Annotated in this window: 25 protein-coding genes and 3 tRNA genes; 22 read left to right on the top strand and 6 right to left on the bottom strand. The window is 70.5% G+C overall.

What is annotated here, in order from left to right; genetic code table 11:
* The first annotated feature begins 40 nt into the window (after positions 1-40).
* Positions 41-952, top strand: a complete 912-nt coding sequence (locus tag GXP74_RS35450) for a chlorophyllase (RefSeq protein WP_182455324.1) — start codon at positions 41-43, stop codon at positions 950-952.
* Positions 953-978: 26 nt separating this feature from the next.
* On the opposite strand, the gene GXP74_RS35445 is transcribed toward GXP74_RS35450, so the two are convergent.
* Both GXP74_RS35445 and GXP74_RS35440 read right to left on the bottom strand, forming a co-directional pair.
* Positions 979-1818 (bottom strand): SAM-dependent methyltransferase, encoded by an 840-nt coding sequence (locus tag GXP74_RS35445; RefSeq protein ID WP_225448411.1) that lies wholly within the window; start codon positions 1816-1818, stop codon positions 979-981.
* 43 nt (positions 1819-1861) lie between these two features.
* Positions 1862-2752, bottom strand: coding sequence for an arylamine N-acetyltransferase (locus tag GXP74_RS35440; protein WP_182455323.1), 891 nt, complete (start codon positions 2750-2752; stop codon positions 1862-1864).
* Positions 2753-3004: 252 nt separating this feature from the next.
* Between GXP74_RS35440 and GXP74_RS35435 the strand changes: the two genes are divergently transcribed.
* From GXP74_RS35435 to GXP74_RS35425, 3 genes are read left to right on the top strand one after another with little or no spacing between them, the layout of a single operon-like run.
* The gene (locus GXP74_RS35435; RefSeq protein WP_182455322.1) at positions 3005-4858 is read left to right on the top strand and encodes an ABC transporter substrate-binding protein; all 1854 of its coding nucleotides are present in this window, start codon (positions 3005-3007) and stop codon (positions 4856-4858) included.
* A 43-nt stretch (positions 4859-4901) separates the two neighbouring features.
* Positions 4902-5855 (top strand): ABC transporter permease, encoded by a 954-nt coding sequence (locus tag GXP74_RS35430; protein ID WP_182455321.1) that lies wholly within the window; start codon positions 4902-4904, stop codon positions 5853-5855.
* Positions 5842-6771, top strand: coding sequence for an ABC transporter permease (locus GXP74_RS35425; RefSeq protein ID WP_182455320.1), 930 nt, complete (start codon positions 5842-5844; stop codon positions 6769-6771). Before GXP74_RS35430 ends, GXP74_RS35425 begins: the two co-directional genes overlap by 14 nt.
* Positions 6772-6859: 88 nt before the next feature.
* Here GXP74_RS35425 and GXP74_RS35420 read toward each other — a convergent pair whose 3' ends face one another.
* Entirely contained in the window at positions 6860-7357 is a 498-nt protein-coding gene (locus GXP74_RS35420) for a MarR family winged helix-turn-helix transcriptional regulator (protein ID WP_182455319.1), read from the bottom strand.
* A 112-nt stretch (positions 7358-7469) separates the two neighbouring features.
* Here GXP74_RS35420 and GXP74_RS35415 point away from each other — a divergent pair, with 112 nt between their 5' ends.
* Both GXP74_RS35415 and GXP74_RS35410 read left to right on the top strand, forming a co-directional pair.
* Positions 7470-7886: a hypothetical protein gene (locus tag GXP74_RS35415; protein ID WP_182455318.1), complete on the top strand. Its 417-nt coding sequence runs from the start codon at positions 7470-7472 to the stop codon at positions 7884-7886.
* A gap of 220 nt (positions 7887-8106) precedes the next feature.
* On the top strand, positions 8107-8649 hold the full coding sequence (locus GXP74_RS35410) for an N-acetyltransferase (RefSeq protein WP_182455317.1): 543 nt from the start codon (positions 8107-8109) through the stop codon (positions 8647-8649).
* A 21-nt stretch (positions 8650-8670) separates the two neighbouring features.
* On the opposite strand, the gene GXP74_RS35405 is transcribed toward GXP74_RS35410, so the two are convergent.
* Positions 8671-9930 carry an amidohydrolase family protein gene (locus tag GXP74_RS35405; protein ID WP_182455316.1) on the bottom strand — a complete coding sequence of 420 codons (1260 nt, stop codon included), beginning with the start codon at positions 9928-9930 and terminating at the stop codon, positions 8671-8673.
* A gap of 205 nt (positions 9931-10135) precedes the next feature.
* On the opposite strand from GXP74_RS35405, the gene GXP74_RS35400 reads away from it, so the two are divergent.
* From GXP74_RS35400 to GXP74_RS35365, 8 genes are all read left to right on the top strand, one after another.
* Positions 10136-10208 (top strand) — tRNA-Thr (locus GXP74_RS35400).
* Positions 10209-10253: 45 nt separating this feature from the next.
* A tRNA-Met gene (locus GXP74_RS35395) sits at positions 10254-10329 on the top strand.
* 87 nt (positions 10330-10416) lie between these two features.
* Complete coding sequence (gene rpmG / locus GXP74_RS35390; RefSeq protein ID WP_006604855.1) at positions 10417-10581, top strand: 50S ribosomal protein L33; 165 nt, start codon at positions 10417-10419, stop codon at positions 10579-10581.
* Between the two features lie 126 nt (positions 10582-10707).
* Complete coding sequence (locus GXP74_RS35385) at positions 10708-11160, top strand: MaoC family dehydratase N-terminal domain-containing protein (RefSeq protein ID WP_182455315.1); 453 nt, start codon at positions 10708-10710, stop codon at positions 11158-11160.
* A gap of 2 nt (positions 11161-11162) precedes the next feature.
* Complete coding sequence (locus GXP74_RS35380) at positions 11163-11591, top strand: MaoC family dehydratase (protein WP_182455314.1); 429 nt, start codon at positions 11163-11165, stop codon at positions 11589-11591.
* 88 nt (positions 11592-11679) lie between these two features.
* On the top strand, positions 11680-12240 hold the full coding sequence (locus tag GXP74_RS35375; RefSeq protein ID WP_225448410.1) for a TetR/AcrR family transcriptional regulator: 561 nt from the start codon (positions 11680-11682) through the stop codon (positions 12238-12240).
* A 108-nt stretch (positions 12241-12348) separates the two neighbouring features.
* Positions 12349-13776 (top strand): DHA2 family efflux MFS transporter permease subunit, encoded by a 1428-nt coding sequence (locus GXP74_RS35370; protein WP_182455313.1) that lies wholly within the window; start codon positions 12349-12351, stop codon positions 13774-13776.
* Between the two features lie 92 nt (positions 13777-13868).
* Positions 13869-14924 carry a UDP-N-acetylmuramate dehydrogenase gene (locus tag GXP74_RS35365; protein WP_182455312.1) on the top strand — a complete coding sequence of 352 codons (1056 nt, stop codon included), beginning with the start codon at positions 13869-13871 and terminating at the stop codon, positions 14922-14924.
* A 28-nt stretch (positions 14925-14952) separates the two neighbouring features.
* Here the strand turns inward: GXP74_RS35365 and GXP74_RS35360 are convergent, their stop codons facing one another.
* Positions 14953-16035 (bottom strand): adenosine deaminase, encoded by a 1083-nt coding sequence (locus GXP74_RS35360; protein WP_182455311.1) that lies wholly within the window; start codon positions 16033-16035, stop codon positions 14953-14955.
* Between the two features lie 143 nt (positions 16036-16178).
* Positions 16179-17426 (bottom strand): pyridoxal phosphate-dependent aminotransferase, encoded by a 1248-nt coding sequence (locus GXP74_RS35355; RefSeq protein WP_182455310.1) that lies wholly within the window; start codon positions 17424-17426, stop codon positions 16179-16181.
* A 263-nt stretch (positions 17427-17689) separates the two neighbouring features.
* Between GXP74_RS35355 and GXP74_RS35350 the strand changes: the two genes are divergently transcribed.
* The 8 genes from GXP74_RS35350 to rpoB all read left to right on the top strand — a co-directional run bounded on the left by GXP74_RS35350 (position 17690) and on the right by rpoB (position 26706).
* Positions 17690-17762, top strand: a tRNA-Trp gene (locus GXP74_RS35350).
* 113 nt (positions 17763-17875) lie between these two features.
* Positions 17876-18208: a preprotein translocase subunit SecE gene (gene secE, locus GXP74_RS35345; protein ID WP_182455309.1), complete on the top strand. Its 333-nt coding sequence runs from the start codon at positions 17876-17878 to the stop codon at positions 18206-18208.
* A 205-nt stretch (positions 18209-18413) separates the two neighbouring features.
* Positions 18414-19313 carry a transcription termination/antitermination protein NusG gene (nusG, locus tag GXP74_RS35340; RefSeq protein ID WP_182455308.1) on the top strand — a complete coding sequence of 300 codons (900 nt, stop codon included), beginning with the start codon at positions 18414-18416 and terminating at the stop codon, positions 19311-19313.
* Between the two features lie 220 nt (positions 19314-19533).
* Positions 19534-19968 carry a 50S ribosomal protein L11 gene (rplK, locus tag GXP74_RS35335; protein ID WP_182455307.1) on the top strand — a complete coding sequence of 145 codons (435 nt, stop codon included), beginning with the start codon at positions 19534-19536 and terminating at the stop codon, positions 19966-19968.
* Between the two features lie 102 nt (positions 19969-20070).
* Entirely contained in the window at positions 20071-20793 is a 723-nt protein-coding gene (gene rplA, locus GXP74_RS35330) for a 50S ribosomal protein L1 (protein WP_182455306.1), read from the top strand.
* Positions 20794-21358: 565 nt separating this feature from the next.
* Positions 21359-21922: a 50S ribosomal protein L10 gene (rplJ, locus tag GXP74_RS35325; RefSeq protein WP_182455305.1), complete on the top strand. Its 564-nt coding sequence runs from the start codon at positions 21359-21361 to the stop codon at positions 21920-21922.
* Positions 21923-22007: 85 nt separating this feature from the next.
* Positions 22008-22391, top strand: a complete 384-nt coding sequence (gene rplL / locus GXP74_RS35320; RefSeq protein ID WP_182455304.1) for a 50S ribosomal protein L7/L12 — start codon at positions 22008-22010, stop codon at positions 22389-22391.
* Positions 22392-23232: 841 nt separating this feature from the next.
* Positions 23233-26706, top strand: a complete 3474-nt coding sequence (gene rpoB / locus GXP74_RS35315; protein ID WP_182455303.1) for a DNA-directed RNA polymerase subunit beta — start codon at positions 23233-23235, stop codon at positions 26704-26706.
* Positions 26707-26777: the final 71 nt, after the last annotated feature.

Genomic DNA, 26777 nt, shown 5'->3' with positions numbered 1-26777 from the left:
GTATGGCAGAGCACGTCCCAAGAAAGCGCAGGTCCCCCCCATGTCTCGTAGTGATTCCGGCCGACAGGTCGTCGCGGTCAAGCCGATCGTCGTCCCCGCCCCCGACCGCGGCACCGACCTGCAGGTGAAGGTCACCGCCCCGATGTCGGGCGAGAACCTGCCGGTCATCGTGTTCTCCCACGGCAACGCGTGGTCACTGGACGGCTACGAGCCGCTCGTCGACCGGTGGGCCGCGGCGGGATTCGTCGTGGTGCAGCCCACGCACCTGGACTCCCGCCGGCTCGGCATCGGGTTCGACGACCCGCGCTTCGCCGGTATCTGGCGCGTTCGGATCGCCGACCTCCACGCGATCCTCGACCACCTCGACTCGATCCTGGTCCGGGCCGCCGGTCTGGACGCCCGGGTCGACCGAGGGCGGGTCGCCGTCGTCGGCCACTCCTGGGGCGCCCAGACGGCGGGCGCGCTGCTCGGTGCGCGGGTGTTCGACGCCGACGGCGTGCCCGGAGAGGACTTCTCCCACCCCTCGGTCACGGCCGGTGCGCTGATCGCGGCGACCGGTACCGGCGACACGCTCACCCCGTTCGCGGAGGAGCACCTTCCGTTCATGAGGCCGGACTACTCCACCATGACCAGCCCGGCCCTGATCATCGCGGGCGGCAAGGACCAGTCCCGGATGTCCACCCGGGGACCGGACTGGTTCACCGACGCCTACCATCTCAGCCCGTCCCCGAAGAGCCTGCTCACCATCGCCGAGGGCGAGCACACCCTCGGTGGTCTCGCCGGTGAGAAGGTCGCCGAGACCACCGACGAGGACCCGGCCCGCGTCGCCCTCGTCGCCGCCGCGGTCTCCGGCTACCTCCGCGACGCCCTCAAGCTCGGCGGCGCGGAGTGGACCGCCCTCAACGATGACGCCGCCGTCGGTGACGGCGGCTGGGGCATCGACAGCAAGTAGCCCAGCCGGGCGGGTCGGCGGGTGGGTCAGCGGGTGGGCAGGCGGCCGACGGCGCCGAGGAAGCTCAGGTTGCCGGGGATCTCCTCGTCGGCGCGCCACTTGAAGACCGAGGCCACGCCCGGGTCCAGCACCTCGAAGCCGTCCATCCAGACGTCCACCTCCGCGCGGGAGTGCAGCACCAGCGGGGAACTGGACTTCTGGTAGGTCGCCTCGAAGCGGGCCACGTCCTGCGGGCTGTGTCCCTCGGAGGAGGCGGTGGAGACCACCAGGTGGCTGCCCGGGGCCAGCCGCCGGACCAGGCGCTCCACCAGCCGCTCAGGCTGCTCCTCGTGCCGGATGAAGTGCAGCACCGCGACCAGCAGCAGCCCCACCGGCTGGGTGAAGTCGATGTGCTGGTTCAGCGCCGCGTCGTCCAGGATCGCGTCCGGGTGCCGGAGGTCCCCCTCCACCGCCAGGACGCCGGGGGCGTCGCGCAGGGCCCGGGTGTGCGCCAGCACCACCGGGTCGTTGTCGACGTAGACCACCTTGGCGTCCGGCTGGAGGCGCTTGGCCACCTCGTGGGTGTTCGGCGAGGTCGGGATGCCCGCGCCGATGTCGATGAACTGCCGGACCCCGGCCCGGGCCAGGGTCTCCACCGCACGGATCAGGAACCGCCGGTTCCCCTTGGCCCCGGCCACCGCCACCGGATGGGCCGCGATCATCTGCTCGGCGACCGCGCGGTCCGAGGCGTAGTTGTCCTTGCCGCCCAGGTAGAAGTCGTATATCCGGGCCGGGCTCGCGGTGTCCGGGTCGAAGCCGCGACCCGGTTCCGCCCCCGGCCCGCCCTCGACCTGCGACAGCAACGAGCTCTCCGATGTCTCTGCCACGTCATCCCCCAGGTCGGTGTGTGTGCGTGAACTGGCCCCGATACTAACCGAGTTGATCAGCGGGAAGGCCCTGCTCCGGGGAACCCCAGGGGAGCGCCGGGCGCAGCGTCGGCGGGTGCGCGAGGGTGATCCCGAAGAGGTCGCGGTAGGCGTCCAGCAGGGCCTCGTCCGGGAGTTCGGTCTGTCGGCGGCCCTCGGCGCCGGTGGTTACCAGTGTGTGGTCGCTCAGGGTGATCCGGCCGGTGTCGGTGAGCAGTGAGCAGACCAGGGACTGGGTGAAGTGGGACTTGGGCGAGGTGCGCTGCCACCAGCAGGCGATCTCGAAGTCCGCCAGCGCCCGGGGGCGCGTCTCGATCCGGTACTGTGGCACGCCGTCGCGCAGCACGTCGAGGTCGCCGTCCGGGGTCTGCTCGACGCGGAACACCCCGCCCGGATCCGGCTGGTCGCCGCGCTCGTCCAGGCGCAGCGGGAACTCGGAGTGGCGGCCGAAGCCGACGTCCACCAGCCAGGGTTCCGGGGTGTCGACGCGCAGCGCCAGGTGGTCGAAGAGCGGGCCGTAGCCGTGCTCCCCGTGGACCCGGGCGGCGAGCAGGGTGACCGGGTAGCCCAGGGTGGTGAGCAGCGCGCCGAAGGCGCCGTTCAACTCGTAGCAGAAACCGCCGCGCCGGGCCCGGGTCAGCTTGTCGACCAGGGCGGACGGGTCGAGCCTGATCTCCTCGCCGAGGTGGACGCTCAGGTTCTCGAACGGCACGTGGCGCAGGTGGCGTTGGTGCAGCTCGCGCAGGGCGGCCCGGTCGGGCCCGGCCGGGCGCCGCGCGTCGAGCCGGTGCAGGTAGGCGTCGACCTCGGCCTCGCTGAGGGGTTCGCCGAGGGGTTCGCCGAGGGGCGTGGTGCGGGGTCCGGTGCGGGGTCCGGTGTGCGGGGAGTCGTTCATGGGTCCTGTTATGCCAGCTGCCGGGCGGCGTCGCCATCGGACCGGAGGGCGGACCGGTGGGCGGACCGGTGGGCGGACCGGTGGGCGGATCGGGGCGGCTGGGCTGGTCACAGAAAGTTGTCCACATACCGGGATTCACAGGCGTACCAGTGGGGCATCCATGGTGTTGTGCCCCTGACAACCGGGTCGGGACGGGGGTACGTGCCCCTCACGACCCGGCCTCACCTCGGGCTTTGGAAGGCGGGACCGCTCATGCGCATCCACCGTCGACTGGCGGTCACCTCGGTTGCTCTGACGCTGGCGATGGCTGCGACCGCGTGTAGCGGCGGCAGCGGCGGCAGCGGCGGCTCCAGCGGCACCATTGGCAACGGCAACTCATCCTCCGCCGCCGGTCCGGTGAAGCGGGGCGGCACGGTCACCGTCGCCGAGGTGGCGGCCACACCGAACTTCGTCTTCCCGTTCGCCCCGGCGACCAACACCGACGGCTGGAACGTGAACCTCACCAGCCCGCTGTGGCCGACGCTGGTGTACGCCGGTGACGGCGCCCAGTCCACGGTCAATCCGCAGGAGGGGCTGACCAGTTCGATCACCTACGGGGACGGTGACAAGCAGGTCACCCTCGACCTGAAGCACTGGAACTGGTCCGACGGCCAGCCGGTCACCAGCCGGGACTTCAGCTTCGTCTACAACCTGCTGAAGGCCAACGCCTCGAACTGGTCCGGCTACACCGCCGGACTGTTCCCCGACGACGTGGCCAAGGTGACCACCCCCGACGCCCACACGGTGGTGCTCGACCTGACCAAGTCCTACAACCCGAGCTTCTACACCGAGGACGTACTCAGCACCATCCCGCTGGTGCCGCAGCACGCCTGGGACAAGACCTCGGTGAACGGCCCGGTCGGCAACGCCGACGAGACCCCGGCGGGCGCCAAGGCCGTGTACGCCTTCCTACAGAAGCAGGGCGGCGACATGGCCACCTTCGGCAGCAACCCGCTGTGGCGGGTGGTCGACGGCCCGTGGACGCTGGCGTCGTTCGACAGCGGCGACGGCGGCTACAGCTACGTCCCGAACACCGCCTACTCCGGCCCCGACAAGCCGATCGTGGCCAAGGTCGTGGACAGCCCGTTCACCACCGACACGGCGGAGTTGAACGCGCTGCGGTCCGGCAGCTCGGTGGATGTCGGCTCGTTGCCGCTGAACGACGTGAAACAGGTCAGCGCGCTGGAGGCGAGCGGCTACGCGATCGCCGACGTGCCGATCCCCGGAGTGGCCGAGATCATCCCGAACCTCTACAACGCCAAGGTCGGCCCGGAACTCCAGCAGCTCTACGTCCGGCAGGCGATGGAGTACCTGATCAACCGGCCGCAGATCGTCTCCAAGGTCTACTCCGGTTACGCGGAGGCGGGCGACGGGCCGGTGCCGGTGCGGGCGTCCGGGCCGTGGGCCTCGCCGCTGGAGAAGTCCGGCGGGCCCTACCCGTACTCACCGACCAAGGCCGTCGCGCTGCTGCGGGCGCACGGCTGGAAGGTGGTGCCCGGCGGCAGCTCGACCTGCCAGAGCCCGGGCACCGGGCCCGCCGACTGCGGGGCCGGGATCACCGCCGGTGAGTCGCTGACCTTCCAGCTCGACTACACCTCCGGCATCGCGACCAACGACGAGCAGAGCGCCGCCATCCAGTCCTCCGAGGCCCAGGCGGGCATCACCATCAACCTGAAGTCGGAGCCGTTCAACACGCTGACCGGCGAGGCCACCCCGTGCACCGCCACCGCGCACCCGGCCTCCAGCTGCGGCTGGCAGCTGATGGACTACGGGTACGACCCGTACAGCCTCTACCCGGTCGGGGACAGCCTGTTCAACACCGGCGGCTCCAGCAACATCGGCGGCTTCTCCGACCCGAAGCTGGACCAGCTGATCGACGCCACCGAGTACGGCTCGCAGACCTCGGTGTTCTTCACCTACGAGGACTACGCGGCAACCCAGTTGCCCTGGCTGTGGCTGCCGAACCAGGACCAGATCCTGGTCTACCGGAAGAACATCCAGGGGATCACGCCGCTGAACCCCTTCTCCGGCGGCCTGAACCCCGAGCTCTGGTACTACACCTCATGAGAGCCCCGGGCCGGACCCCCGCCCACGACCCGGCGGGGGCGTCGTGAGCACCTACCTGCTGCGCCGCCTGGGCCAGGCCGCGATGGTGGTGTTCGGGGTGATGCTGCTGACCTTCCTGATGCTGCACCTGGAACCCGGCAGCGCGGCCCGGGCCACCCTCGGACTGAAGGCGACCCCTGGCCGGATCGCCGTCTTCAACCAGGTCAACGGCCTCAACGAGCCGCTGTACCAGCAGTTCGGCAGGTATCTGCAGCAGGTGGCCGAGGGCAACTTCGGCATCTCGTACTCGTTGCAGCAGCCGGTGTCGACGCTGATCGCGCAGCGGCTCCCGCGCGACGCGGTACTGCTCGGGATCTCCACCGTGCTGGCCCTGGCGCTGGCCCTGCCGCTGGGCATCTACCAGGCGGTGCGGCGCGACAGCGTCACCGACAACCTGCTCACGGCGGTGGCCTTCATCCTCTACTCGATCCCGGACTTCTTCTTCGCGCTGCTGCTGATCGCCGTCTTCTGCGTGCAGCTGCACCTGCTGCCGCCGGAGGCGCCGCAGGCCGGGTCGGTCAGCGGGATCCTGGGCGACCCGAGGGCGCTGGTGCTGCCGGTGGTCACGCTGACCCTGATCAGCGTCTCCGGCTACAGCCGGTACATGCGGTCCTCGGCGATCGACGCGCTGGCCCAGGACTACATCCGGGTGGTCCGGGCCAAGGGACTGCCGGAGCGGCTGGTGCTGCTGCGGCACGTGCTGCGGAACTCGATGCTGCCGATCATCACCGTCCTCGGGCTGTCCGCCCCGGGGATCGTGGCCGGAGCGGTGATCGCCGAAGAGGTGTTCAACTACCCGGGCATGGGGCTGCTCTTCTTCCAGGCCGCCACCAGCCACGACTACCCGATCCTGCTGGCGTCCACGCTGGTGGTGGGCGTCGCCACGGTCGCCGGGAACCTGGTCGCCGACATCCTCTACAGCCTCCTCGACCCACGGATCCGCTATGTCGCTTTCTGAGACCGGGATCGACGCCGCCGACGCCCCCGAGCCCGGGCCCGAGGCGCCGGCCGAGGGCGGCGCGGTCCCCGCCGCGCCCGCCCGGCGAGGCGCGCTGCGGACGCTGCTCGGCCTGAACCGGTCGGCCCTGGCCGGGCTGACCACGGTCGCGCTGATCGCCCTGTTCTGCTTCCTCGGACCGTTGTTCTACCGCACCAACCAGGTCACCGTCAGGCTCGACCTGGCCGAACTGCCGCCCAGCGGCAGCCATCCGCTCGGCACCGACGCCTCCGGCTACGACGTGCTCGGGCGGCTGATGGAGGGCGGCCGGTCCTCGCTGGAGCTCGGGCTCGCGGTGGCGGTCGCCACGACCGTCCTGGGCGCGCTGTACGGGGCGTTCGCCGGGCTCGTCGGCGGGGTCGTGGACGCCCTGATGATGCGGGTCATCGACACCCTGCTGGCGGTGCCGGGGCTGGTGCTGCTGCTGATCCTGGTGAACCTGTTCCCCCCGAGCCTGTGGCTGATCATCATCCTGCTGTCGCTGCTGTCCTGGCTCGGGGTGGCCCGGCTGGTCCGGGCCGAGGTGCTGTCCCTGCGTACCCGGGACTTCGTGGTCGCGGCCACGATGATGGGCGCCAAACGGAGCCGGGTGGTGCTCCGCCACCTGCTGCCGAACGCCATCGGTGTGATCATCGTCAGCGCCACCTTCACCATCGCCGACGCCATCCTGGCGCTGTCGACGCTGAGCTTCCTCGGCCTGGGCCTGCCGCCACCGCACGCGGACTGGGGCACGATGCTGTCGGACGGCCTCAACTACCTGTTCGACGGCTACTGGTGGCTGGTGTACCCGCCCGCGATCATCCTGATCGTGACCGTGGTCGCGTTCAACCTGATCGGCGACGCCATTCACAACTCGCTTGATCTGCGCGAACGTTGAGACTCGTACCGGACCTGACGCCCCGCCCGGAGCGTCAGGTCCGGTGCGTTGTCGGGGCCGTCCGGTCACCGGCACGCCGCCGCGGGCGTCACAGGGGCATCGGGCCGTGCAGGTCCTGGGTGTAGTCGTCGCCGATCACCTGGTGGAAGGCCCGCAGCCCGGCAGCGGTGGCGGCACGCTGCTCCGGCTCCAGCCGGTCCAGGATCCGCTCCAGCTCCTGCCGCCGCCAGGCCAGCACCTGGGCCACCAGTTCCCGGCCGCGCGCGGAGAGTTCCAGGGTCACCACGCTGCGGTGACCGGCGTCGGTGCCGCGGACGAGGTGGCCGGAGGCGTGCAGCCGGTCGGCGAGCCGGGTCACCGAGGAGGCGCCGAGCCCGAGCGCGTGGGCGACCTGGGACGAGGGAGCCCGGCCGAGGTCGTTCACCGCCAGCAGCAGCCGGAACTGGGGCAGCGAGACCTGCCCGTCGAGCGCGTCCAGGCTCCGCAGGGCGACCCCGACCAGGTCGCGCGCCGCGGTCTGGAAGGCCGTGACGTCGTCGGGCGCGGGGCCCGCCGCCGTGGGGGACTGCCGCGCCGTCTTGCTCATCCAAAAAGTATTGCATACGGCAATATTCATGCGGGGGTAGTGTTGTGGTACGTAGGGGCGCGGACGGTCCGCCTCGACCGTGCGGCCCCCCTCGTGGACGAGGAGGCCCATGATGACGTGGCGCAGGAGCGCACATCAGGCCGAGGCCGCAGGTGATCCCCGACTGGAGGCTTCGGCCCGGCCGGCGGGTGGGAACGCGGTCCCGGAGACGGATCCGCACGAGGCGGAGCTCATGCTCGCGGCCGTGTCCACCGAGGGGCTGCCGGCGCTGGTCCGGGTGCTGCTCGCGGCCAGGGAGGGCGACCCGAGCGCGGCCGGAATGCGGGTGGGGGCGCTGCTGCGGGCGCTGCCGGAGACCAGCTGGTTCACCGCGCACGACCTGGTCAGTCTCGCCGGGATCAGCGAGACCACCATGGTCGGCCAGCTCGACGCGGTGCAGCGCAGCATCCTGACCCGCAACCTGGGCCGAAACCCGCAACTGGCGCGGGCCGAGGGCGCGTCCGCCCCGGAGCGGACGCCGGGGAGCTGACCCGCCTCCGGGTCCTCCGGCCGCCGCCGGTCCCTGGCGCCGCGTCGCTGGCGGCGCGCCGAAACCGCCGCCTAGGCTCGGGCCGGACCGGTTCCGCGCCGGTCCCGCGCCGAACCTGTGGGAGCGGCCGATCCGCCGCGCCCGCCGATGGCCCGTGGTAGAAAGCGAACCAGTTCGGTTGTGGGGCGTGTGAGCGGACGGCACGGCGAGGGGGGCGGCGATGGGCGAACAGGCGGCGGTGCACGCGGCGGGGGCGGCTGACGTCGAGGCGGCGGTGGCCATGTGGACGCTGTCGCATGTGGTCAGGCGCAACGGCAGGCCGCTGCCGGAGGCCCATGTCGAACTGGCCCGCAAGCGGATGTCGGTACCGGGGGCGCTGCTGCTGCTCGCCCGCGCGGAGGAGCGCGAGGGGGCCCCGGTCACCGTCGCCTCCGGAGCGCCGGGTGCCGTGGTCGGCACCATCCTCGGCGTACCCGGGCTCGACCGGGACGGCGCGGGCCCGCCGGTGCCGGGACTGCTGCACATATCGCTGCTCAGCGTCGCCCCGGACCGCTGGGGCCAGCGGATCGGCCGGACGCTGGTCGACCAGGTGCTGGCCCTGGCCTCGACCCGGGGTTACGAACAGGCCCAGCTCTGGACGCACGCCGACAACCTGCGGGCGAACCGGCTGTACAAGTCCATGGGCTTCCGGCGCAGCGGCCGGGTCAAGATCGACGACTGGGGCGAGCTGCTGGTGCACTACCGGCGTGCGGTGAGCGTCTGAGCGCCGGGCGCGCGCGGTGGGTCACCGCGCCGGGCCGGGGCGGTGACCCTGGCGGGGCACGGCCGGACCGTCGGCGTCGGCGTACTCGCGCACCGCGCTGGTGCGGCTGACGATCCGCCCCGCGTGCAGCACGATCCGGCTGTGACCGCCGGAGAGCACCCCGTGCAGGTCCGTGCCGCGCACCGCGAGCAGGTCGGCCGGGGCGCCGGGGGACACCCGGACCGGCGGCAGCCCCAGCAGCTGCCTGGCCTGGGCGCTGACCGCCTGGTACGCCGCCTCCGGGTCGAGCGAACCGGAGGCGGCCAGCAGGAACGCGGCCTCCAGCGGATCCGGGCGGCCGACCGGATCGGACCGGTCCCGGAGCGCGCCGCTGCCCGCCGCCACGGTGACCCCGGCCGCCCGCAGCGCGCCGACCGGCAGCCGGGGGCGGGCGGGGTGCGCGGCGGTCGCCGTGCCGGTGCAGCGTTCGCCCTGCGGCAGGCAGGTCAGCGAGATCCCGGCCCGGGCCAGCCGGTCCGCGACCCGGGCCAGTTCGTCGCCGGTCAGCAGCCCCAGGCCCGGGCAGGGGCCGAGGGTGACCGGGACCGGCGAACCGGCCAGCGCGTCCAGCAGGCGCCCGAACCGCACCGGGTCCACCGCGTCGGTGTGCAGGTCCAGCGGGGATCCGGACTCGGCGGCGAGGGCGGTCACCGCCCGCACCCAGCCGACCGGGTCCGGATCGAGGTCGGGGCAGCCGCCCACGGCGTGCGCGCCCATGGACAGCGCCTCCCGCAGCAGCGCGCGCTGCTGCGGGCCCTCGCCGCCCGGCGGGCCGACCGGCAGGGTTCCGGGCCGGGTTCCGGGCAGGGCCACCACGTGCAGCTCCAGCAGGCCGTGCAGGCTGCGCCCGGCCTGTAGCGCCGCCTCCAGCCGGGCCAGCGGGCGAGCGCCGCCGATCCGCACCTGCGTCCGCTGGACCACCGCGCCGTAGCCGAGTCCGAGCAGCGCCGCCTCGGTGATCCGGCGGCGTACCGCCTCGGCCGTCTCCGGCGCGTCGACGGCGTCGGGATCGGCGCCGAAGGCCTCGTCCAGGTGCGCGTGCGGCTCGACCGGGGCGGGCAGCAGCAGGTAGCCGCCGAGGTCCAACCGCTCGGCCGCTTCCAGCCGACCGGCTGCCGCGACCCTCTCGATCCGCCCGCCGCCGACCAGGACGTCCACCGCCTGCCCGTCCGTCAGCCGGGCCCCGGCCAGCAGCAGTGGCCGGGTGGCGCCCGGGGCGCCGAGGGGCGTGCCGCTGGGCATCGCTGCTCCTTCCCGCCGCGGTGGCCGCCGCAGGGAGCCTAGGCCGGAGCGGTGGTGGGCCTGGGGAGGCGCGTGGGGACGATCGGGAGGAGTCCGGAAGTCATATCGGTTGGGAGGTTCCCTCGGGTGCCCTGAGCTGGGATGTGCGCTCCCTGAATGGATTTCACGGATCGGCCGGGGACCGTGTAATGTCTTCCTCGGCCAAGCCCCTATAGCTCAGTCGGTAGAGCGTCTCCATGGTAAGGAGAAGGTCTGCGGTTCGATTCCGCATGGGGGCTCGGATGAGAGGGCTCCCCCGCTTCGGCGGGGGGCTCGATCGTCGTGGCGGTGTAGCTCAGTTGGTAGAGCAAGCGGCTCATAATCGCTGTGTCACCGGTTCAAGTCCGGTCACCGCTACCACGCCCTGTAGCCGATTGTCGGGTAACCGGCTCAGTCGGTTACTGTTGTCTGTGTTCATAACGTTGTCTGTCCGAGGAAGGCACTCCTGTGGCCGCCACTGATGTCCGCCCGAAGATCACGCTGGCCTGCGTGGAGTGCAAGGAGCGGAACTACATCACCAAGAAGAACCGGCGTAACGACCCGGACCGTCTTGAGATGAAGAAGCACTGCCCCCGTTGCAACTCGCACACCGCGCACCGCGAGACTCGCTGACCTCTGCGTTCCACGCAGGGCCGGTGCTATCGACCAGCTCGTCGGCGAAGGCCGCCCCCAGTCATGGGGGCGGCCTTCGCCACGTTCTGCTTTCCTGTAACCCGAGGATCCACAGGGAGTCTGCCCATGCCGCTCGATCCCTCCTTCATCGGGCGGACGTATCCGCCCACGGCCCCGTACGAGGTGGGGCGCGAGAAGATCCGGGAGTTCGCCGAGGCCATCGGTGACACCAACCCGGTGTACACGGACGCCGAGGCGGCCAAGGCCTTCGGCCACCCCGACGTGATCGCTCCGCCGACCTTCCCCTTCCTGCTCACCTACCGGGCGGCGGACCAGGTCGTCAACGACCCGGAACTGGGCCTGGACTTCTCCCGCGTGGTCCACGGCGACCAGCGCTTCAGCTACGTCCGCCCGGTGCGGGCGGGGGACCGGCTGACCGTCACCTGCACCATCGACTCGATCAAGTCGCTGGCGGGCAACGACGTGCTGTCGGTGCGCGGCGACGTCCGGGACGAGAGCGGTGAGCAGGTGGTCACCGCCGAGATGATGCTGGTGGCCCGTGCCGCCGAGGAGGGGTGAGCATGACCGCGAACATCGACTACGACCGGATCGAGGTCGGCGCCGAGCTTCCGGCGCAGACCTTTCCGGTGACCCGGGCCATACTTGTCCGCTATGCCGGGGCCTCGGGGGACTTCAACCCGATCCACTGGAACGAGGCCTTCGCCCGCTCGGTGGGCCTGCCGGACGTGATCGGCCACGGCATGTTCACCATGGCCGAGGCGATCCGGGTGGTCACCGACTGGGTCGGCGACCCGGGCGCGGTGGTGGAATACGGCGTGCGCTTCACCAAGCCGGTGGTCGTCCCGAACGACGCGGTCGGCGCCGAGATCGAGGTCTCCGCGACGGTGGCGGCCAAGCTGGAGGACCGTCGGGTCCGGATCGACCTGGTGGCGGTCAGCGCCGGACAGAAGGTCCTCGGCCGGTCCCGGGCCGTGGTCCAGCTGGCCTGAGCCCGGGCTGTGGCCCCCGGGCGGGAACGGGGGCCACGGTGCGGGGACCGGCCTTGACTTGTTAGTGATTGGCCAATAACTTTGACGCATGGCGAAGACGAGCATGCGGATGACGGCGGAGGAGCGGCGCGAGAGCGTCATCCGCGCATCGATGATCGAGTTCGCCGAGCGCGGCTACCGGGGCACCACCACCACTGCCATCGCGCAGCGGGTGGGCGTCTCCCAGCCGTACCTGTTCCGGCTGTTCCCGAGCAAGCGCGCGCTCTTCGAGGCCGCCGCCCGCCGGTGCATGTCGGACGTCAAGGACGCCTTCATGGCCGCCTCCGAGGGGATGGCCGGGGAGGAGGCCGAGGACGCCATGGGCAAGGCCTACCTGGATCTGATCACTGACCGCAGCCGGTTGATGATGCAGATGCAGATGTACGTCTCCTCGGCCGCCGCCGAGGCGGCCGGGGACACCGAGGTGGGCGAGAGCGTCCGGGCGATGTGGACGGAGCTCTGGGACGCGGTCGCGGAGCGCGCCTCGATGACGCCGGAGCAGGCCACGAACTTCTTCGCGCACGGAATGCTGATCAACGCACTGGTCGCCATGGGCTTTCCGCGGGACCACCGCCTGTGGCAGGGATGCAACTTCGAGAGCGGCGACTGATCCGACGGCCCGCGTCGTGGCGGGTCGCTTTTTCGGCCGCAAAAGTTATTGATTGATAGCTAATCGGCATCCCCCGGGCTCGGGGGACACAGCAGCAAGGGAACCGACATGCGCAAGGGGAACCCAGCCGTCTGGGCCTTCGTGGTCACCAGCACCGCGGGCTTCATGGCCGCGCTCGACAACCTGGTCGTCACCACGGCCCTCCCGTCCATCCGGGCCCACCTCGGCGGCGGCATCACCGACCTCGAATGGACCGTCAACGCCTACACCCTCACCTTCGCCGTGCTGCTGATGCTCGGCGCGGGCCTCGGCGACCGGTTCGGCCGCCGCCGGATCTTCACCATCGGGCTCAGCCTGTTCACCCTCTCCTCGCTGGGCGCCGCCCTGGCCCCCGACATCGGTGCGCTGATCGCCGCCCGGGCGGCCCAGGGCGTGGGCGCCGCGCTGCTCACCCCGGTCAGCCTCACCCTGCTCACCGCCGCGGTGCCGCCGGCCAAGCGCGGCGCGGCCTTCGGCGCCTGGGGAGCGGTCAACGGCATGGCCGTCGCGCTCGGCCCGCTGATCGGCGGCACCGTCGTCGAACACCTCTCCTGGCAGTGGATCTTCGCGCTGAACGTGCCGATCGGCCTGGCCCTGGTGCCGCTCGCCCGGCTGCGGCTGACCGAGAGCCACGGCCCCAACGGACGGCTCGACCTCCCCGGCACCGCCCTCGCCAGCGCCGGACTCTTCGGCATCGTCTTCGCGCTGATCCGGGGCAACTCCGAGGGCTGGACCAGCCCCGTGGTGCTGACCGGACTGGTGGCCGGGGTGGCCCTGCTGGTCGGCTTCGTGGTCTGGGAACTGCGGACGGACGCGCCGCTGCTGCCCATGCGGCTGTTCCGCAACCGCACCTTCGCCGCCGTGAACACCGCCTCGCTGCTGATGTCGCTGGGGATGTTCGGCTCGGTGTTCCTGCTCAGCCAGTGGCTGCAGAACGCCCAGGGCTACAGCCCGATGGAGGCCGGGGTGCGGATGCTGCCGTGGACCGCCATGCCGATGGTGGTCGCGCCGATCGCGGGCCTGTTCGTCAACCGGATCGGCGGCCGGATCATCATCGTCACCGGTCTTGTCCTCCAGGCCGCCGGACTCACCTACTTCGCGCTGCTGGTGACGGCGCACGTGAGCTACGCCTCGCAGCTGCCCGGGCTGATCCTGTCCGGCGTCGGCATGGCGCTGTTCTTCTCGCCGGTCGCCGCCGTGCTCATGGGCTCGGTCCAGCCCGAGGAGCAGGGCATGGCCTCCGGCGCGAACAACGCGCTGCGGGAGCTCGGCGGGGCGCTCGGGATCGCCGTGCTGACCGCGGTGTTCACCGCGCACGGCGGCTACAGCAGCCCGCAGTCCTTCGCCGACGGGCTGGTCCCGGCGCTGTGGGTGGGCGCCGCGGCGATCACCGGGGCGGCCGTGGCCGGGCTGACCATCCCGCGGTACAGGCGCTCGCTGGCCGCCCGGGCCGCCGCCGAGCAGGACGACGCCCCGGTGCTGTCGCCGGTGGGCTGACCCCGCACCGGCGTCCGGCGGCCCGTCCCCACCCGTGCGCGGGGGAGGACGGGCCGCACGGCCGCGCCCTCCGAGCTGGCTAAGCTGGCAGCGTGCAGGAACTCCAGGACGCCCAGCTCGCCCCGCTGACCACCTTCCGCCTCGGCGGCCCGGCCCGCCGACTGGTCACCGCGACCACCGACGACGAGATCGTGGACACCGTCCGCGCCGCCGACGCCGCCGGTGAGCCGCTGCTGATCATCGGCGGCGGCAGCAACCTGGTCATCGGCGACAAGGGCTTCGACGGCACCGCCCTGCGGATCGCCACCACCGGCCACGTCCGCCGGGGCACCGAGATCGACGCCGCCGCCGGGGAGAGCTGGACCGACCTGGTCCGCACCACGGTGCTGGAGTACGGCCTGGCCGGGACCGAGTTCCTGGCCGGGATCCCGGGCTCGGTCGGCGCCACCCCGGTGCAGAACGTCGGCGCGTACGGCGCCGAGGTGGCGGGCACCGTCACCGGGGTCGTCGCCTACGACCGCGCCCGGCGGGAGACGGTGACCCTGGGCAACGCCGAGTGCGGCTTCTCCTACCGGCACAGCGCCTTCAAGGCGCAGCCGGACCGCTATGTGGTGCTGCGGGTCCGGTTCGCGCTGGAGGACGCCGACGGCCGGTCCGGCCCGGTCCGGTACGCGGAGGTGGCCGGCGCGCTCGGGGTGGCGCAGGGCGAGCGGACCGACCTGCGGCAGGCCCGGGAGACGGTGCTCGCGCTGCGCGCGGGCAAGGGCATGGTGCTGGACCCGGCGGACCACGACACCTGGTCGGCGGGCTCCTTCTTCACCAACCCGGTGCTGGATCCGGACCAGCACGCGGCCTTCCTGGACCGGGTGCGGGAGCGGCTCGGCGCGGTCGCACCGCCGCTGTACCCGGCCGCCGACGGCGGCACCAAGACCTCGGCGGCCTGGCTGATCGACCGGGCGGGCTTCCCCAAGGGCTACGGCAGCGGCCCGGTCCGGCTCTCCGGCAAGCACACGCTGGCCCTGACCAACCGCGGCCTGGCCACCACCGAGGACCTGCTCGCCCTCGCCCGCGAGGTGCGCGACGGGGTCCACGCGGCCTTCGGGGTCACCCTGGTGAACGAGCCGGTGCTGGTCGGCGTCGAGCTCTGAGCCGGGCCCCGGGCAGCGCCCACCCGGATCAGGACGTCAACCAGGCGTCCACCCCGGCCAGCAGCTCCTTGCGGACGCTCTCCGGCGCGCACGAGCCCCGCACCGACTGCCGCGCCAGCTCGGCCAGTTCCGCGTCGCTGAAGCCGTGGACCTCCCGCGCCAGCTCGTACTGGGCCACCAGCCGCGCCCCGAACAGCAGCGGGTCGTCGGCGCCCAGGGCCAGCGGCACGCCCGCGTCGAAGAGCGTGCGCAGCGGCACGTCCTCCGGCTTCTCGTAGACGCCCAGCGCCACGTTGGAGGCCGGGCAGACCTCGCAGGTGATCTGCCGGTCCGCGAGCCGCCGCATCAGCCGCTGGTCCTCGGCGGCCCGGACCCCGTGCCCGACCCGGCCCGCGCCCAGGTCGTCCACGCAGTCCCGGACGCTGGCGGGCCCGGCCAGTTCGCCGCCGTGCGGTGCGGCGAGCAGGCCGCCCTCCCGCGCGATGGCGAAGGCCCGGTCGAAGTCCCGGGCCAGGCCCCGGCGTTCGTCGTTGGACAGGCCGAAGCCGACCACCCCCCGGTCCGCGTAGCGCACCGCCAGCCGGGCCAGGGTGCGGGCGTCCAGCGGGTGCTTCATCCGGTTCGCCGCCACCAGCACCCGGATCTGCACCCCGGTCGCCCGGGAGGCGTCCGCGACCGCGCCCAGGATCAGCTCCAGGGCCGGGATCAGCCCGCCCAGCCTGGGCGCGTAGGAGGTCGGGTCGACCTGTATCTCCAGCCAGCCGCTGCCCTCGGCGCGCTCGTCCTGAGCGGTCTCCAGCACCAGCCGGCGGATGTCCTCCTCGTCGCGCAGCACCGAGCGCGCCATGTCGTACAGCCGCTGGAACCGGAACCAGCCGCGTTCGTCGGTGGCCCGGAGCTTCGGTGGCTCACCGGAACTCAGGGCCTCGGCTCCCAGCGCTTCCGGCAGGTGCACTCCGTGCTTGTCGGCGAGCTCCAGCAGCGTGGTCGGACGCATGGAGCCGGTGAAGTGCAGGTGCAGGTGCGCCTTGGGCAGAAGGCGGACATCGCGGACGGCAGGGAAGGCGGCGACCGCCGGGGGAGCGATCGGAGGGGCTGATACCTGTTCCATCCACAGATCTTCGCCTATTAAGCCTGATCCCGGAATACAACGAGGTCAAGACCCTCGATCGGGTGAAGCCGGTCAACGGAACGGGCCCGCCGCACCGGCCGTAGCCGGGGCGACGGGCCCGCGCCGCGAAGCGCGCCCGGAGGTCAGTCCTGGGCCTCGGCGAGCAGCTTCTGCAGCCGGGTCGCGCCCTCGACCAGGTCCTCGTCACCCAGCGCGTAGGACAGCCGCAGGTAGCCCGGGGTCCCGAAGGCCTCGCCCGGCACCACCGCGACCTCGGCCTCGTCCAGGATCAGCGTCGCCAGCTCCGCCGAGCTCCGCGGCCGACGGCCCCGGATCTCCTTGCCGAGCAGGCCCTTCACCGAGGGGTACACGTAGAACGCGCCCTCCGGCTCCGGGCAGACCACGCCGTCGATCTCGCTGAGCATCCGGACGATGGTCTGCCGCCGCCGGTCGAAGGCCACCCGCATCTCGTGCACCGCCGAGAGGTCCCCGGACACCGCCGCCAGCGCCGCCACCTGGGCCACGTTGCTGACGTTGGAGGTCGCGTGCGACTGCAGGTTGGTGGCGGCCTTGATGACGTCCTGCGGCCCGATCACCCAGCCCACCCGCCAGCCGGTCATCGCGTAGGTCTTCGCCACGCCGTTGACCACCAGGCACTTGTCGGCCAGCTCCGGCACCGCCACCGGCAGCGACACGAACTCGGCGTCGCCGTAGACCAGGTGCTCGTAGATCTCGTCGGTCAGCACCCAGAGACCGTGCTCCGCCGCCCAGCGGCCCACCGCCTCGACCTCGGCCCGGGTGTAGACCGAGCCGGTCGGGTTGGACGGCGAGACGAACAGCAGCACCTTGGTGTTCTCGGTGCGGGCCGCCTCCAGCTGCTCCACCGTCACCTTGTAGCCGGAGTGCTCGTCGGCCACGACCTCGACCGGGACACCGCCCGCGAGCTGGATCGACTCCGGGTAGGTGGTCCAGTACGGCGCGGGCACGATGACCTCGTCGCCCGGGTCCAGGATGGTCGCGAAGGCCTCGTAGATGGCCTGCTTGCCGCCGTTGGTCACCAGGACCTGGGAGGGCTCCACCGCCCAGCCGGAGTCCCGCAGCGTCTTCGCGGCGATGGCGGCCTTGAGCTCGGGCAGCCCGCCGGCCGGGGTGTAGCGGTGGTTCTTGGGGTCGCGGCAGGCGGCCACGGCCGCGTCCACGATGTAGCCGGGGGTCGGGAAGTCCGGCTCACCGGCGCCGAAGCCGATCACCGGGCGGCCCGCCGCCTTTAGGGCCTTGGCCTTGGCGTCGACGGCGAGGGTCGCGGACTCCGCGATGGCGCCGATGCGGGCCGATACCCGGCGGTCGGCCGGACGGATGCTGGGGTCAGGGGTGGGGGAAGCAGCGCTCATACCTGCATCGTCGCAGAGACCGGTGGTGACCGGCATGGGCGTTTCGCGATCCGACCCGGGGAGGGTCTCGGGGAGTGGGACGGACGCGGTACCGCCGACGCGCGAACGGACGACACCGGCAAGGCATTCGACCAATGCCGCTCCCACCCCCTACACTCAACCTCCGATGGACCCGGAGCTGCGGCTCGGGGCGAAAGCACTCACCGTGCGGCCGTCCTGATGCGGTAGGTTGGGTCCTGCGAGTCCGGGCGACCGGGCTCCAAAGGGTCGTAGCTCAATTGGTAGAGCACCGGTCTCCAAAACCGGCGGTTGGGGGTTCAAGTCCCTCCGGCCCTGCTGTCCGCTCTGTTGCGAACGCGCTTCAGGCGGTACCGTCCAGCAGTGCGTTATACGAGATCGCAAACACTGCGAACACTCGAACAGGTACCCGATCTTCAGGTGAGGAACGAGTGACGGAGACCGTGGGCTCCACCGCGACACCTGATCGTGGTAACGCGGAGGACGAGCAGGGCGAGACGCTGTCGCGCCGCGACCGCAAGCGTGCCAACAAGGCTGCCGGCGGCGGGAAGAAGCAGAAGGACCCGAACCGCAAGAACGTGGTTGCGCGGACGGCCCTCTTCTACCGTCAGATCATCGCCGAACTGCGCAAGGTCGTCTGGCCGAGCCGCAACGACCTCACCACCTACACGGCGACTGTCATCGTCTTCGTGCTGGTGATCATGGCGATCGTGTACGGCCTCGACAGCGGCTTCTCCGAGCTCGCCAAGCTCGTCTTCGGCTGAGTTTCCGCACGCTGCGGCCTGCCCCGGCCCCCCTGGGAGACCACCACGGGGCCGGGAAACCGTCGCTGGAGACCGCCGTGCGGACGCTCCGCTACCGTGGAGTCGGTATCGTTGAGTATCCGAGTCGTCCGCAGCCAAGCCCTGCTTCTCCCTGTGGACGGTCCGGTACCGTCCCACCCTTCATCTCCAGGAAGAAGCAGCCAACGTGTCTGAGTCCCACCCGTCCGACGCCGCTGAGACCCCCGAGGCTGACGAAGCCGTGGAGACGGTCGAAGCTGCGGAGCTGGACGCTTCTGAGTGGGCCGGTGCCGACGACTCCGCCGAGCAGATCATCGACAACGCCGATGGGGATGACGACGAGGTCGAGGCATTCGACGACGCCGACGGAGGCTCCGCCGAAGAGGCCGCGCTGACCGTCGTCACCGACGAGGAGTCCGAGGCCGTCGAGGCGGACGAGGAAGCCGACGCGGAGGTCACCGAGGACGACGGGGTCGAGATCGACCCGGTCGCCGCGTTCCGCGAGGAACTGCGCCTGGCCCCCGGCGAGTGGTACGTCATCCACACCTACGCCGGTTACGAGAACCGGGTGAAGTCCAACCTGGAGCAGCGCGCCGTCTCGCTGAACGTCGAGGACTACATCTACGCGGCCGAGGTCCCCCAGGAAGAGGTCGTCCAGATCAAGAACGGCGACCGCAAGACCATTCGGCAGAACAAGCTCCCCGGCTACGTGCTGGTGCGCATGGACCTGACGAACGAGTCCTGGGGCGTCGTCCGGAACACCCCCGGGGTCACCGGCTTCGTCGGCAACGCCTACGACCCGTACCCGCTCACCCTGGACGAGGTCGTCAAGATGCTCGCCCCGGACGTCGAGCGCGCGGCGGCCAAGGAGGCCGGGCGCCCCTCGCAGGTCCGCCCGTCCGAGATCCAGGTGCTGGACTTCGAGGTCGGCGACTCGGTCACGGTCACCGACGGTCCGTTCGCGACCCTCCAGGCCACGATCAACGAGATCAACCCGGACTCCAAGAAGGTCAAGGGCCTGGTCGAGATCTTCGGCCGGGAGACCCCGGTCGAGCTCTCCTTCGACCAGATCACCAAGAACGACTGAGTGCCCACCGAGGGGCCCCGGACCGCGAGCGCGGTCCGGGGCCCCTCGCGTTCGGTCCGGGCTGATCCATTTCAGATTCCCGGCCCCTTCGGGCTATCCTGATCCGATGTGTGCGTAGAGCCAGGCCGTTCGGCCAGGTGGCGCCGCAATCCCAAGGCCCCGCCGGTGCGCTTCCGCACGCCGGTCGGGAACACCTCTCGTAAGGACCCGGAGAGAGAACATGCCTCCCAAGAAGAAGAAGATCACAGGGCTGATCAAGCTCCAGATCAAGGCCGGCGCGGCCAACCCCGCTCCGCCCGTCGGCCCCGCGCTGGGTCAGCACGGCGTCAACATCATGGAGTTCTGCAAGGCCTACAACGCGCAGACCGAGTCGCAGCGCGGCATGGTCGTGCCGGTGGAGATCACGGTCTACGACGACCGTTCCTTCACCTTCATCACCAAGACCCCGCCGGCCGCGCGCCTGATCCTCAAGGCCGCCGGGATCGAGAAGGGCTCCAAGGAGCCCCACAAGACCAAGGTCGCCAAGCTCACGGCCGCCCAGGTCCGTGAGATCGCCACGACCAAGCTGCCCGACCTGAACGCCAACTCCCTGGAGCAGGCGGACAAGATCATCGCGGGCACCGCCCGTTCGATGGGCATCACCGTCGAGGGCTGAAGTCCGCTTGGCCGCCCGCGAGGGCAGTCCGAACGGCAGTGGTAGGACCGAGCGCGGTCCGCAGCCACCACAACTCCACGTCTTTCATCCACAGGAGCAGCAGTGAAGCGCAGCAAGGCTCTGAACGCCGCGGCGGCGAAGGTCGACAGCGACCGCCTCTACGCCCCGCTCGAGGCCATCCGCCTCGCCAAGGAGACCAGCACCAGCAAGTTCGACGGCACCGTCGAGGTCGCCATGCGTCTGGGTGTCGACCCGCGCAAGGCCGACCAGATGGTCCGCAGCACCGTGAACCTCCCGCACGGTACCGGCAAGACCGCCCGGGTCCTGGTCTTCGCGACCGGTGACCGTGCCGCGGCAGCGGAGGCTGCGGGCGCCGACATCGTCGGTGCCGACGAGCTGATCGACGAGGTCGCGAAGGGCCGTCTGGACTTCGACGCCGTCGTGTCCACCCCGGACCTCATGGGCAAGGTCGGCCGCCTCGGCCGCGTGCTCGGCCCGCGTGGCCTGATGCCGAACCCGAAGACCGGCACCGTGACCCCGGACGTGGCCAAGGCCGTGACCGAGATCAAGGGCGGCAAGATCGAGTTCCGCGTCGACAAGCACTCGAACCTGCACCTGATCATCGGCAAGGTGTCGTTCGACGACGAGAAGCTGGTCGAGAACTACGCCGCCGCACTGGACGAGGTGCTCCGCGCCAAGCCCTCCGCGTCCAAGGGCCGCTACATCAAGAAGATCGCGCTCAGCACGACGATCGGCCCCGGCATCCAGGTCGACCCGAGCCGCACCCGCAACCTCCTGGTCGAGGAAGACCCCGCGGCGGTCTGACGACCGAGCACGGCGGTCCGACGACCGAGCGAGGTACGAGCGAGGCCGTCATGACGCCGCCATCGAGCACGGCGGTCCGACGACCGAGCGAGGTAACCGTTTCGACGGGCCGGGCCGCACTCCCCTTCGGGAGTGCGGCCCGGCCCGTCGGCGTTCCGCGCCCAGGGCCTCCCAGGCCCCTGGGAGGCCGTTGCCGGGGTGACCGGCGCCGCACGGTCCGCCCGGACCGGCACCGCCCGCCTCGGGGCGATTTGCTCCCGGGGCGGGCGGTCCCGTACCGTAGGACACGCCACAGACCGCTGGTTGTCGCCGCCTGCCTTGCGAAAGGCAAGTGTGGTGACCGAAGGCTCCGCGAAGGATGCGGACAACCCGCGCAGGATGGATGAGGAAGATCGCGCTCCGGATGCATGCCGTCAGGCAGGCAGCCGTTGAGCATGTTGAAGCCCCGTGCGCCTGCGCCGGGGCTGTTTCGTTTTTCCCGAACACTTTCTTCCGGCGGTAAGGGCGTAGCAGGTCGACTCAACGGTCGGCCACGCATCGACATCACGGAAGGAGGCGTAAGCCTATGGCAAGGCCCGACAAGGCTGCCGCCGTCGCCGAGCTCACGGACAAGTTCCGTGGCTCCAACGCGGCCGTGCTGACCGAGTACCGCGGTCTGACCGTGGCGCAGCTGAAGACGCTGCGTCGCTCGCTCGGCGACAACGCCAATTACGCCGTGGTGAAGAACACGCTGACCAAGATCGCCGCCAACCAGGCCGGCATCTCCGAGCTCGACGACCTGTTCGCGGGTCCGACGGCTGTCGCCTTCGTCGCCGGTGACCCGGTGGAGTCGGCGAAGGCTCTGCGTGACTTCGCCAAGGAGAACCCCGCACTGATCATCAAGGGCGGTGTCCTTGACGGTAAGGCGCTGTCCGCCGATGACATCAAGAAGCTCGCGGACCTTGAGTCCCGCGAGGTGCTGCTCGCCAAGCTGGCGGGTGGCCTGAAGGCGTCGATGGCCAAGGCCGCCGCCACCTTCCAGGCCCCCCTCACGGAGTTCGTCCGCACTGCGGAGGCGCTCCGGGCCAAGGTCGAGCAGGGCGGTGCCGGTACGCCGGCTCCCGCCGCCGAGGACGCGGTCTCCGAGTAGTTCGGAGGCTTCGGCCTCGCAGCGGGCCCGTACGCCCGCCTATCCGTACATCCGGCACCTGCCGAAATAGTGGAAGGACGCCATCATGGCGAAGCTGTCCCAGGACGAGCTGCTCGAGCAGTTCGCTGGCCTCACCCTCATCGAGCTCTCTGAGTTCGTCAAGGCGTTCGAGGAGAAGTTCGACGTCAAGGCTGCCGCTCCGGTCGCCGTCGCCGCCGGTGGTGGCGCTGCCGCCGCCGCCGAGGAGGTCGAGGAGCAGGACGAGTTCGACGTCATCCTCACCGCCGCTGGTGACAAGAAGATCCAGGTCATCAAGGAGGTGCGCAGCCTCACCTCGCTCGGCCTGAAGGAGGCCAAGGACCTGGTCGACGGCACCCCCGCGACCGTCCTGGAGAAGGTTGCCAAGGAGGCCGCCGAGAAGGCCAAGGCCGCTCTTGAGGCCGCTGGCGCCTCGGTCACCGTCAAGTAATCACGGTTACTGACTGACAGCCCGGCTACGGGCTGTCCGACCGGGCCGTTCACCTCCAGGGGTGAACGGCCCGGTCTTTTCGTATGCTCGGGCATGGCCGAAACCGTGCGAGGTTCGCGCCCGATCTATGACGATTCGCCACTTCTGTCGGCCAGTTGCCCCTCCTCGGGGGCGCGGACGAGTATGGTGATCGTCGTCGCTGCGGGTACGACCTGCCCGTAGCGGGCGCCGTGGCGCGTCCGGGATCACCTCCGGAGCCGCACAGCGGTCGCCGGTCGGCCACCTCACCAGGGCAGTCGTCCGGTCAGACCGCTGGCGTGCGGCGGTGGGCGCGGAGCCCGCCGCAGGGGCCGCCGAGGGCAGCTGCTCGCGGGCGTGCCCTTGACGAACCGCACCAGGCGCGCAATTCTCAGGACGCGAAGGTCCACGCGGGACGGTTCCAGGCAGCGCGGGGCGAGACGATGAATCTTCGGCTCGCAGGCATGGAACCCCGGCGTGGTGGGGAATACACACCCCGTAGGCAGTTACCGCCCCAGAGGGGGCCCTTGACCGGGCCGTTCTCGCGAGGTAGGGAGTTCGACGATTCGGTCTCCGAATCCGGACTGGACAGCAGTGTGCCCTTTGGCTACACTGTCCCTTTGCGCTGCCTTTTAGCTGCTCCGCGACTCGACCCACGGAGTACGCACTACCCCGACCAGGGGTGGCACCCCGCTTGCACACTGGCTCCGACCTGGGGATTCGTTCCCGTCGAAGGGTTTCGTGTGAAGGCGCGGATGCTACCCGTGCAACGGGTGGGCCCGGTACGCGCGTAGTGAGTCCGAGCCCTCGGAAGGACCCCCTCTTGGCCGCCTCGCGCAACGCCTCGAACAACTCCGCATCAACCGCACCGCTCCGCATTTCCTTCGCGAAGATTCGTGAGCCCCTTGAGGTTCCCAACCTTCTCGCGCTGCAGACCGAGAGCTTTGACTGGCTCCTCGGCAACCAGGCGTGGAAGTCAAGGGTCGAGGCGTCGCTCGCGGAAGGCCACGACGTCCCGCAGAAGTCCGGTCTGGAGGAGATCTTCGAGGAGATCTCCCCGATCGAGGACTTCTCCGGTTCGATGTCGCTGACCTTCCGCGACCACCGCTTCGAGCCCCCCAAGAACTCCATCGACGAGTGCAAGGACCGCGACTTCACCTTCGCGGCACCGCTCTTCGTCACGGCCGAGTTCACCAACAACGAGACCGGCGAGATCAAGTCGCAGACGGTCTTCATGGGTGACTTCCCGCTGATGACCCACAAGGGCACCTTCGTGATCAACGGCACCGAGCGTGTCGTGGTCTCGCAGCTGGTGCGCTCCCCGGGCGTCTACTTCGACACCACCCTGGACAAGACGTCCGACAAGGACATCTACTCCGCCAAGGTCATCCCCTCGCGTGGTGCCTGGCTGGAGCTGGAGATCGACAAGCGCGACATGGTCGGTGTCCGCATCGACCGCAAGCGCAAGCAGTCGGTCACCGTGCTGCTGAAGGCGCTGGGCTGGACCTCCGAGCAGATCCTGGAGGAGTTCGGCCAGTACGAGTCGATGCGCGCCACCCTGGAGAAGGACCACACCCAGGGCCAGGACGACGCGCTGCTCGACATCTACCGCAAGCTGCGCCCGGGCGAGCCGCCGACCAAGGAGGCCGCGCAGACGCTTCTGGAGAACCTGTACTTCAACCCGAAGCGCTACGACCTCGCCAAGGTCGGCCGGTACAAGATCAACAAGAAGCTCGGCGTGGTGGAGCCGCTCGACGGTGGCGTGCTGACCGTCGACGACATCCTGGCGACCATCAAGTACCTGGTGCAGCTGCACGCGGGGGAGACCGAGACGGTCGCTCCCAACGGCAGCACCATCGTGGTCGAGGACGACGACATCGACCACTTCGGCAACCGCCGTCTGCGCAATGTCGGTGAGCTGATCCAGAACCAGGTCCGTACGGGTCTCGCCCGTATGGAGCGGGTCGTGCGCGAGCGGATGACGACCCAGGACGTCGAGGCGATCACGCCGCAGACCCTGATCAACATCCGCCCGGTCGTCGCCTCCATCAAGGAGTTCTTCGGCACCAGCCAGCTGTCCCAGTTCATGGACCAGACGAACCCGCTGTCGGGGCTGACCCACAAGCGTCGTCTGTCCGCGCTGGGCCCGGGTGGTCTGTCCCGTGAGCGCGCCGGCTTCGAGGTCCGTGACGTGCACCCGTCCCACTACGGACGCATGTGCCCGATCGAGACCCCGGAAGGCCCGAACATCGGCCTGATCGGCTCGCTCGCCTCCTACGGCCGGGTCAACGCCTTCGGCTTCGTGGAGACCCCGTACCGCAAGGTCGTCGAGGGCGTCGTCACCGACGACCTGGACTACCTGACCGCGGACGAGGAGGACCGGTACGTCATCGCGCAGGCCAACGCGCCGCTGACGGACGACAACCACTTCGCCGAGGCCCGTGTCCTGGTCCGTCGCCGCGCCGGTGAGATCGACTACATCCCCGGCGTCGAGATCGACTACATGGACGTCTCGCCCCGGCAGATGGTGTCCGTCGCCACCGCGATGATCCCGTTCCTGGAGCACGACGACGCCAACCGCGCGCTCATGGGATCCAACATGATGCGCCAGGCCGTCCCGCTGCTGAAGAGCGAGGCGCCGCTGGTCGGCACCGGCATGGAGTACCGCGCCGCCGTCGACGCCGCCGACGTGATCGCCGCCGAGAAGTCCGGCGTGGTCCAGGAGGTCTCCGCCGACTACGTCACGGTGGCCAACGACGACGGCACCTACACCACGTACCGCGTGGCCAAGTTCACCCGCTCGAACCAGGGCACGGCCTTCAACCAGAAGGTCATCGTGGACGAGGGCGCGCGGATCGAGGTGGGCCAGGTGCTCGCCGACGGTCCCTGCACCGACGAGGGCGAGATGGCCCTCGGCAAGAACCTGCTGGTCGCGTTCATGCCGTGGGAGGGTCACAACTACGAGGACGCGATCATCCTGTCGCAGCGCCTCGTGCAGGACGACGTCCTCTCCTCGATCCACATCGAGGAGCACGAGGTCGACGCCCGTGACACCAAGCTCGGCCCGGAGGAGATCACCCGGGACATCCCGAACGTCTCCGAGGAGGTCCTGGCGGACCTCGACGAGCGCGGCATCATCCGCATCGGCGCCGATGTCACCACCGGCGACATCCTGGTCGGCAAGGTCACGCCCAAGGGCGAGACCGAGCTCACCCCGGAGGAGCGGCTGCTGCGCGCGATCTTCGGCGAGAAGGCCCGTGAGGTCCGCGACACCTCGCTGAAGGTGCCGCACGGCGAGCAGGGCAAGATCATCGGTGTCCGCGTCTTCGACCGCGAGGAAGGCGACGAGCTCCCGCCCGGCGTCAACCAGCTGGTCCGGGTCTACGTGGCCCAGAAGCGCAAGATCACCAACGGTGACAAGCTGGCCGGCCGCCACGGCAACAAGGGCGTCATCTCCAAGATCCTCCCGGTCGAGGACATGCCCTTCCTTGAGGACGGCACCCCGGTCGACATCGTGCTCAACCCCCTCGGCGTCCCGTCCCGAATGAACCCGGGACAGGTGCTGGAGACCCACCTCGGCTGGCTCGCCAAGACCGGCTGGGACGTCTCCGGGCTGAGTGAGGAGTGGGCCCGCCGGCTCCAGAAGATCGGGGCCGACAAGGCCACCGGTGGCACCAACCTCGCCACCCCGGTCTTCGACGGCGCCCGTGAGGACGAGATCACCGGTCTGCTCGACCACACCACGCTCACCCGGGACGGCGACCGCCTGGTCGGCTCCTCCGGCAAGGCGCGGATGTTCGACGGCCGCTCCGGTGAGCCGTTCCCGATGCCGGTCTCGGTCGGCTACATGTACATCCTCAAGCTGCACCACCTGGTCGACGACAAGCTGCACGCTCGTTCGACCGGTCCGTACTCCATGATCACCCAGCAGCCGCTGGGTGGTAAGGCGCAGTTCGGTGGTCAGCGCTTCGGTGAGATGGAGGTGTGGGCGCTGGAGGCGTACGGCGCCGCCTACGCCCTCCAGGAACTGCTCACCATCAAGTCCGACGACGTCCTCGGCCGCGTGAAGGTCTACGAGGCCATCGTCAAGGGCGAGAACATCCCCGAGCCCGGCATCCCTGAGTCCTTCAAGGTGCTGATCAAGGAGATGCAGTCGCTCTGCCTGAACGTGGAGGTGCTGTCCTCGGACGGCATGTCCATCGAGATGCGAGACTCCGACGAGGACGTGTTCCGCGCCGCGGAGGAGCTCGGTATCGACCTGTCCCGGCGCGAGCCGAGCAGCGTCGAAGAGGTCTGACGGAGGTCTCGGGTCCGCAGCCCAGCTGCGGACCCGGCGCCCCCAGGACCCCCTCAGACCAGATGTAAGAC

The organism is Streptacidiphilus sp. P02-A3a (assembly GCF_014084105.1).
Taxonomy (GTDB): Bacteria; Actinomycetota; Actinomycetes; order Streptomycetales; family Streptomycetaceae; genus Streptacidiphilus.
This window is presented reverse-complemented; position numbering and strand designations above follow the sequence as displayed.

Excerpts from the sequence above, each read along its gene's own strand:
- GXP74_RS35450 (WP_182455324.1), top strand. The coding sequence starts at position 41 with ATGTCTCGTAGTGATTCCGGCCGACAGGTCGTCGCGGTCAAGCCGATC.
- GXP74_RS35440 (WP_182455323.1), bottom strand. The coding sequence starts at position 2,752 with ATGAACGACTCCCCGCACACCGGACCCCGCACCGGACCCCGCACCACG.
- GXP74_RS35435 (WP_182455322.1), top strand. The coding sequence starts at position 3,005 with ATGCGCATCCACCGTCGACTGGCGGTCACCTCGGTTGCTCTGACGCTG.
- GXP74_RS35425 (WP_182455320.1), top strand. The coding sequence starts at position 5,842 with ATGTCGCTTTCTGAGACCGGGATCGACGCCGCCGACGCCCCCGAGCCC.
- GXP74_RS35420 (WP_182455319.1), bottom strand. The coding sequence starts at position 7,357 with ATGAGCAAGACGGCGCGGCAGTCCCCCACGGCGGCGGGCCCCGCGCCC.
- GXP74_RS35415 (WP_182455318.1), top strand. The coding sequence starts at position 7,470 with ATGACGTGGCGCAGGAGCGCACATCAGGCCGAGGCCGCAGGTGATCCC.
- GXP74_RS35410 (WP_182455317.1), top strand. The coding sequence starts at position 8,107 with ATGGGCGAACAGGCGGCGGTGCACGCGGCGGGGGCGGCTGACGTCGAG.
- GXP74_RS35405 (WP_182455316.1), bottom strand. The coding sequence starts at position 9,930 with ATGCCCAGCGGCACGCCCCTCGGCGCCCCGGGCGCCACCCGGCCACTG.
- GXP74_RS35385 (WP_182455315.1), top strand. The coding sequence starts at position 10,708 with ATGCCGCTCGATCCCTCCTTCATCGGGCGGACGTATCCGCCCACGGCC.
- GXP74_RS35380 (WP_182455314.1), top strand. The coding sequence starts at position 11,163 with ATGACCGCGAACATCGACTACGACCGGATCGAGGTCGGCGCCGAGCTT.
- GXP74_RS35375 (WP_225448410.1), top strand. The coding sequence starts at position 11,680 with ATGGCGAAGACGAGCATGCGGATGACGGCGGAGGAGCGGCGCGAGAGC.
- GXP74_RS35370 (WP_182455313.1), top strand. The coding sequence starts at position 12,349 with ATGCGCAAGGGGAACCCAGCCGTCTGGGCCTTCGTGGTCACCAGCACC.
- GXP74_RS35360 (WP_182455311.1), bottom strand. The coding sequence starts at position 16,035 with ATGGAACAGGTATCAGCCCCTCCGATCGCTCCCCCGGCGGTCGCCGCC.
- GXP74_RS35355 (WP_182455310.1), bottom strand. The coding sequence starts at position 17,426 with ATGAGCGCTGCTTCCCCCACCCCTGACCCCAGCATCCGTCCGGCCGAC.
- rplK (WP_182455307.1), top strand. The coding sequence starts at position 19,534 with ATGCCTCCCAAGAAGAAGAAGATCACAGGGCTGATCAAGCTCCAGATC.
- rplJ (WP_182455305.1), top strand. The coding sequence starts at position 21,359 with ATGGCAAGGCCCGACAAGGCTGCCGCCGTCGCCGAGCTCACGGACAAG.
- rplL (WP_182455304.1), top strand. The coding sequence starts at position 22,008 with ATGGCGAAGCTGTCCCAGGACGAGCTGCTCGAGCAGTTCGCTGGCCTC.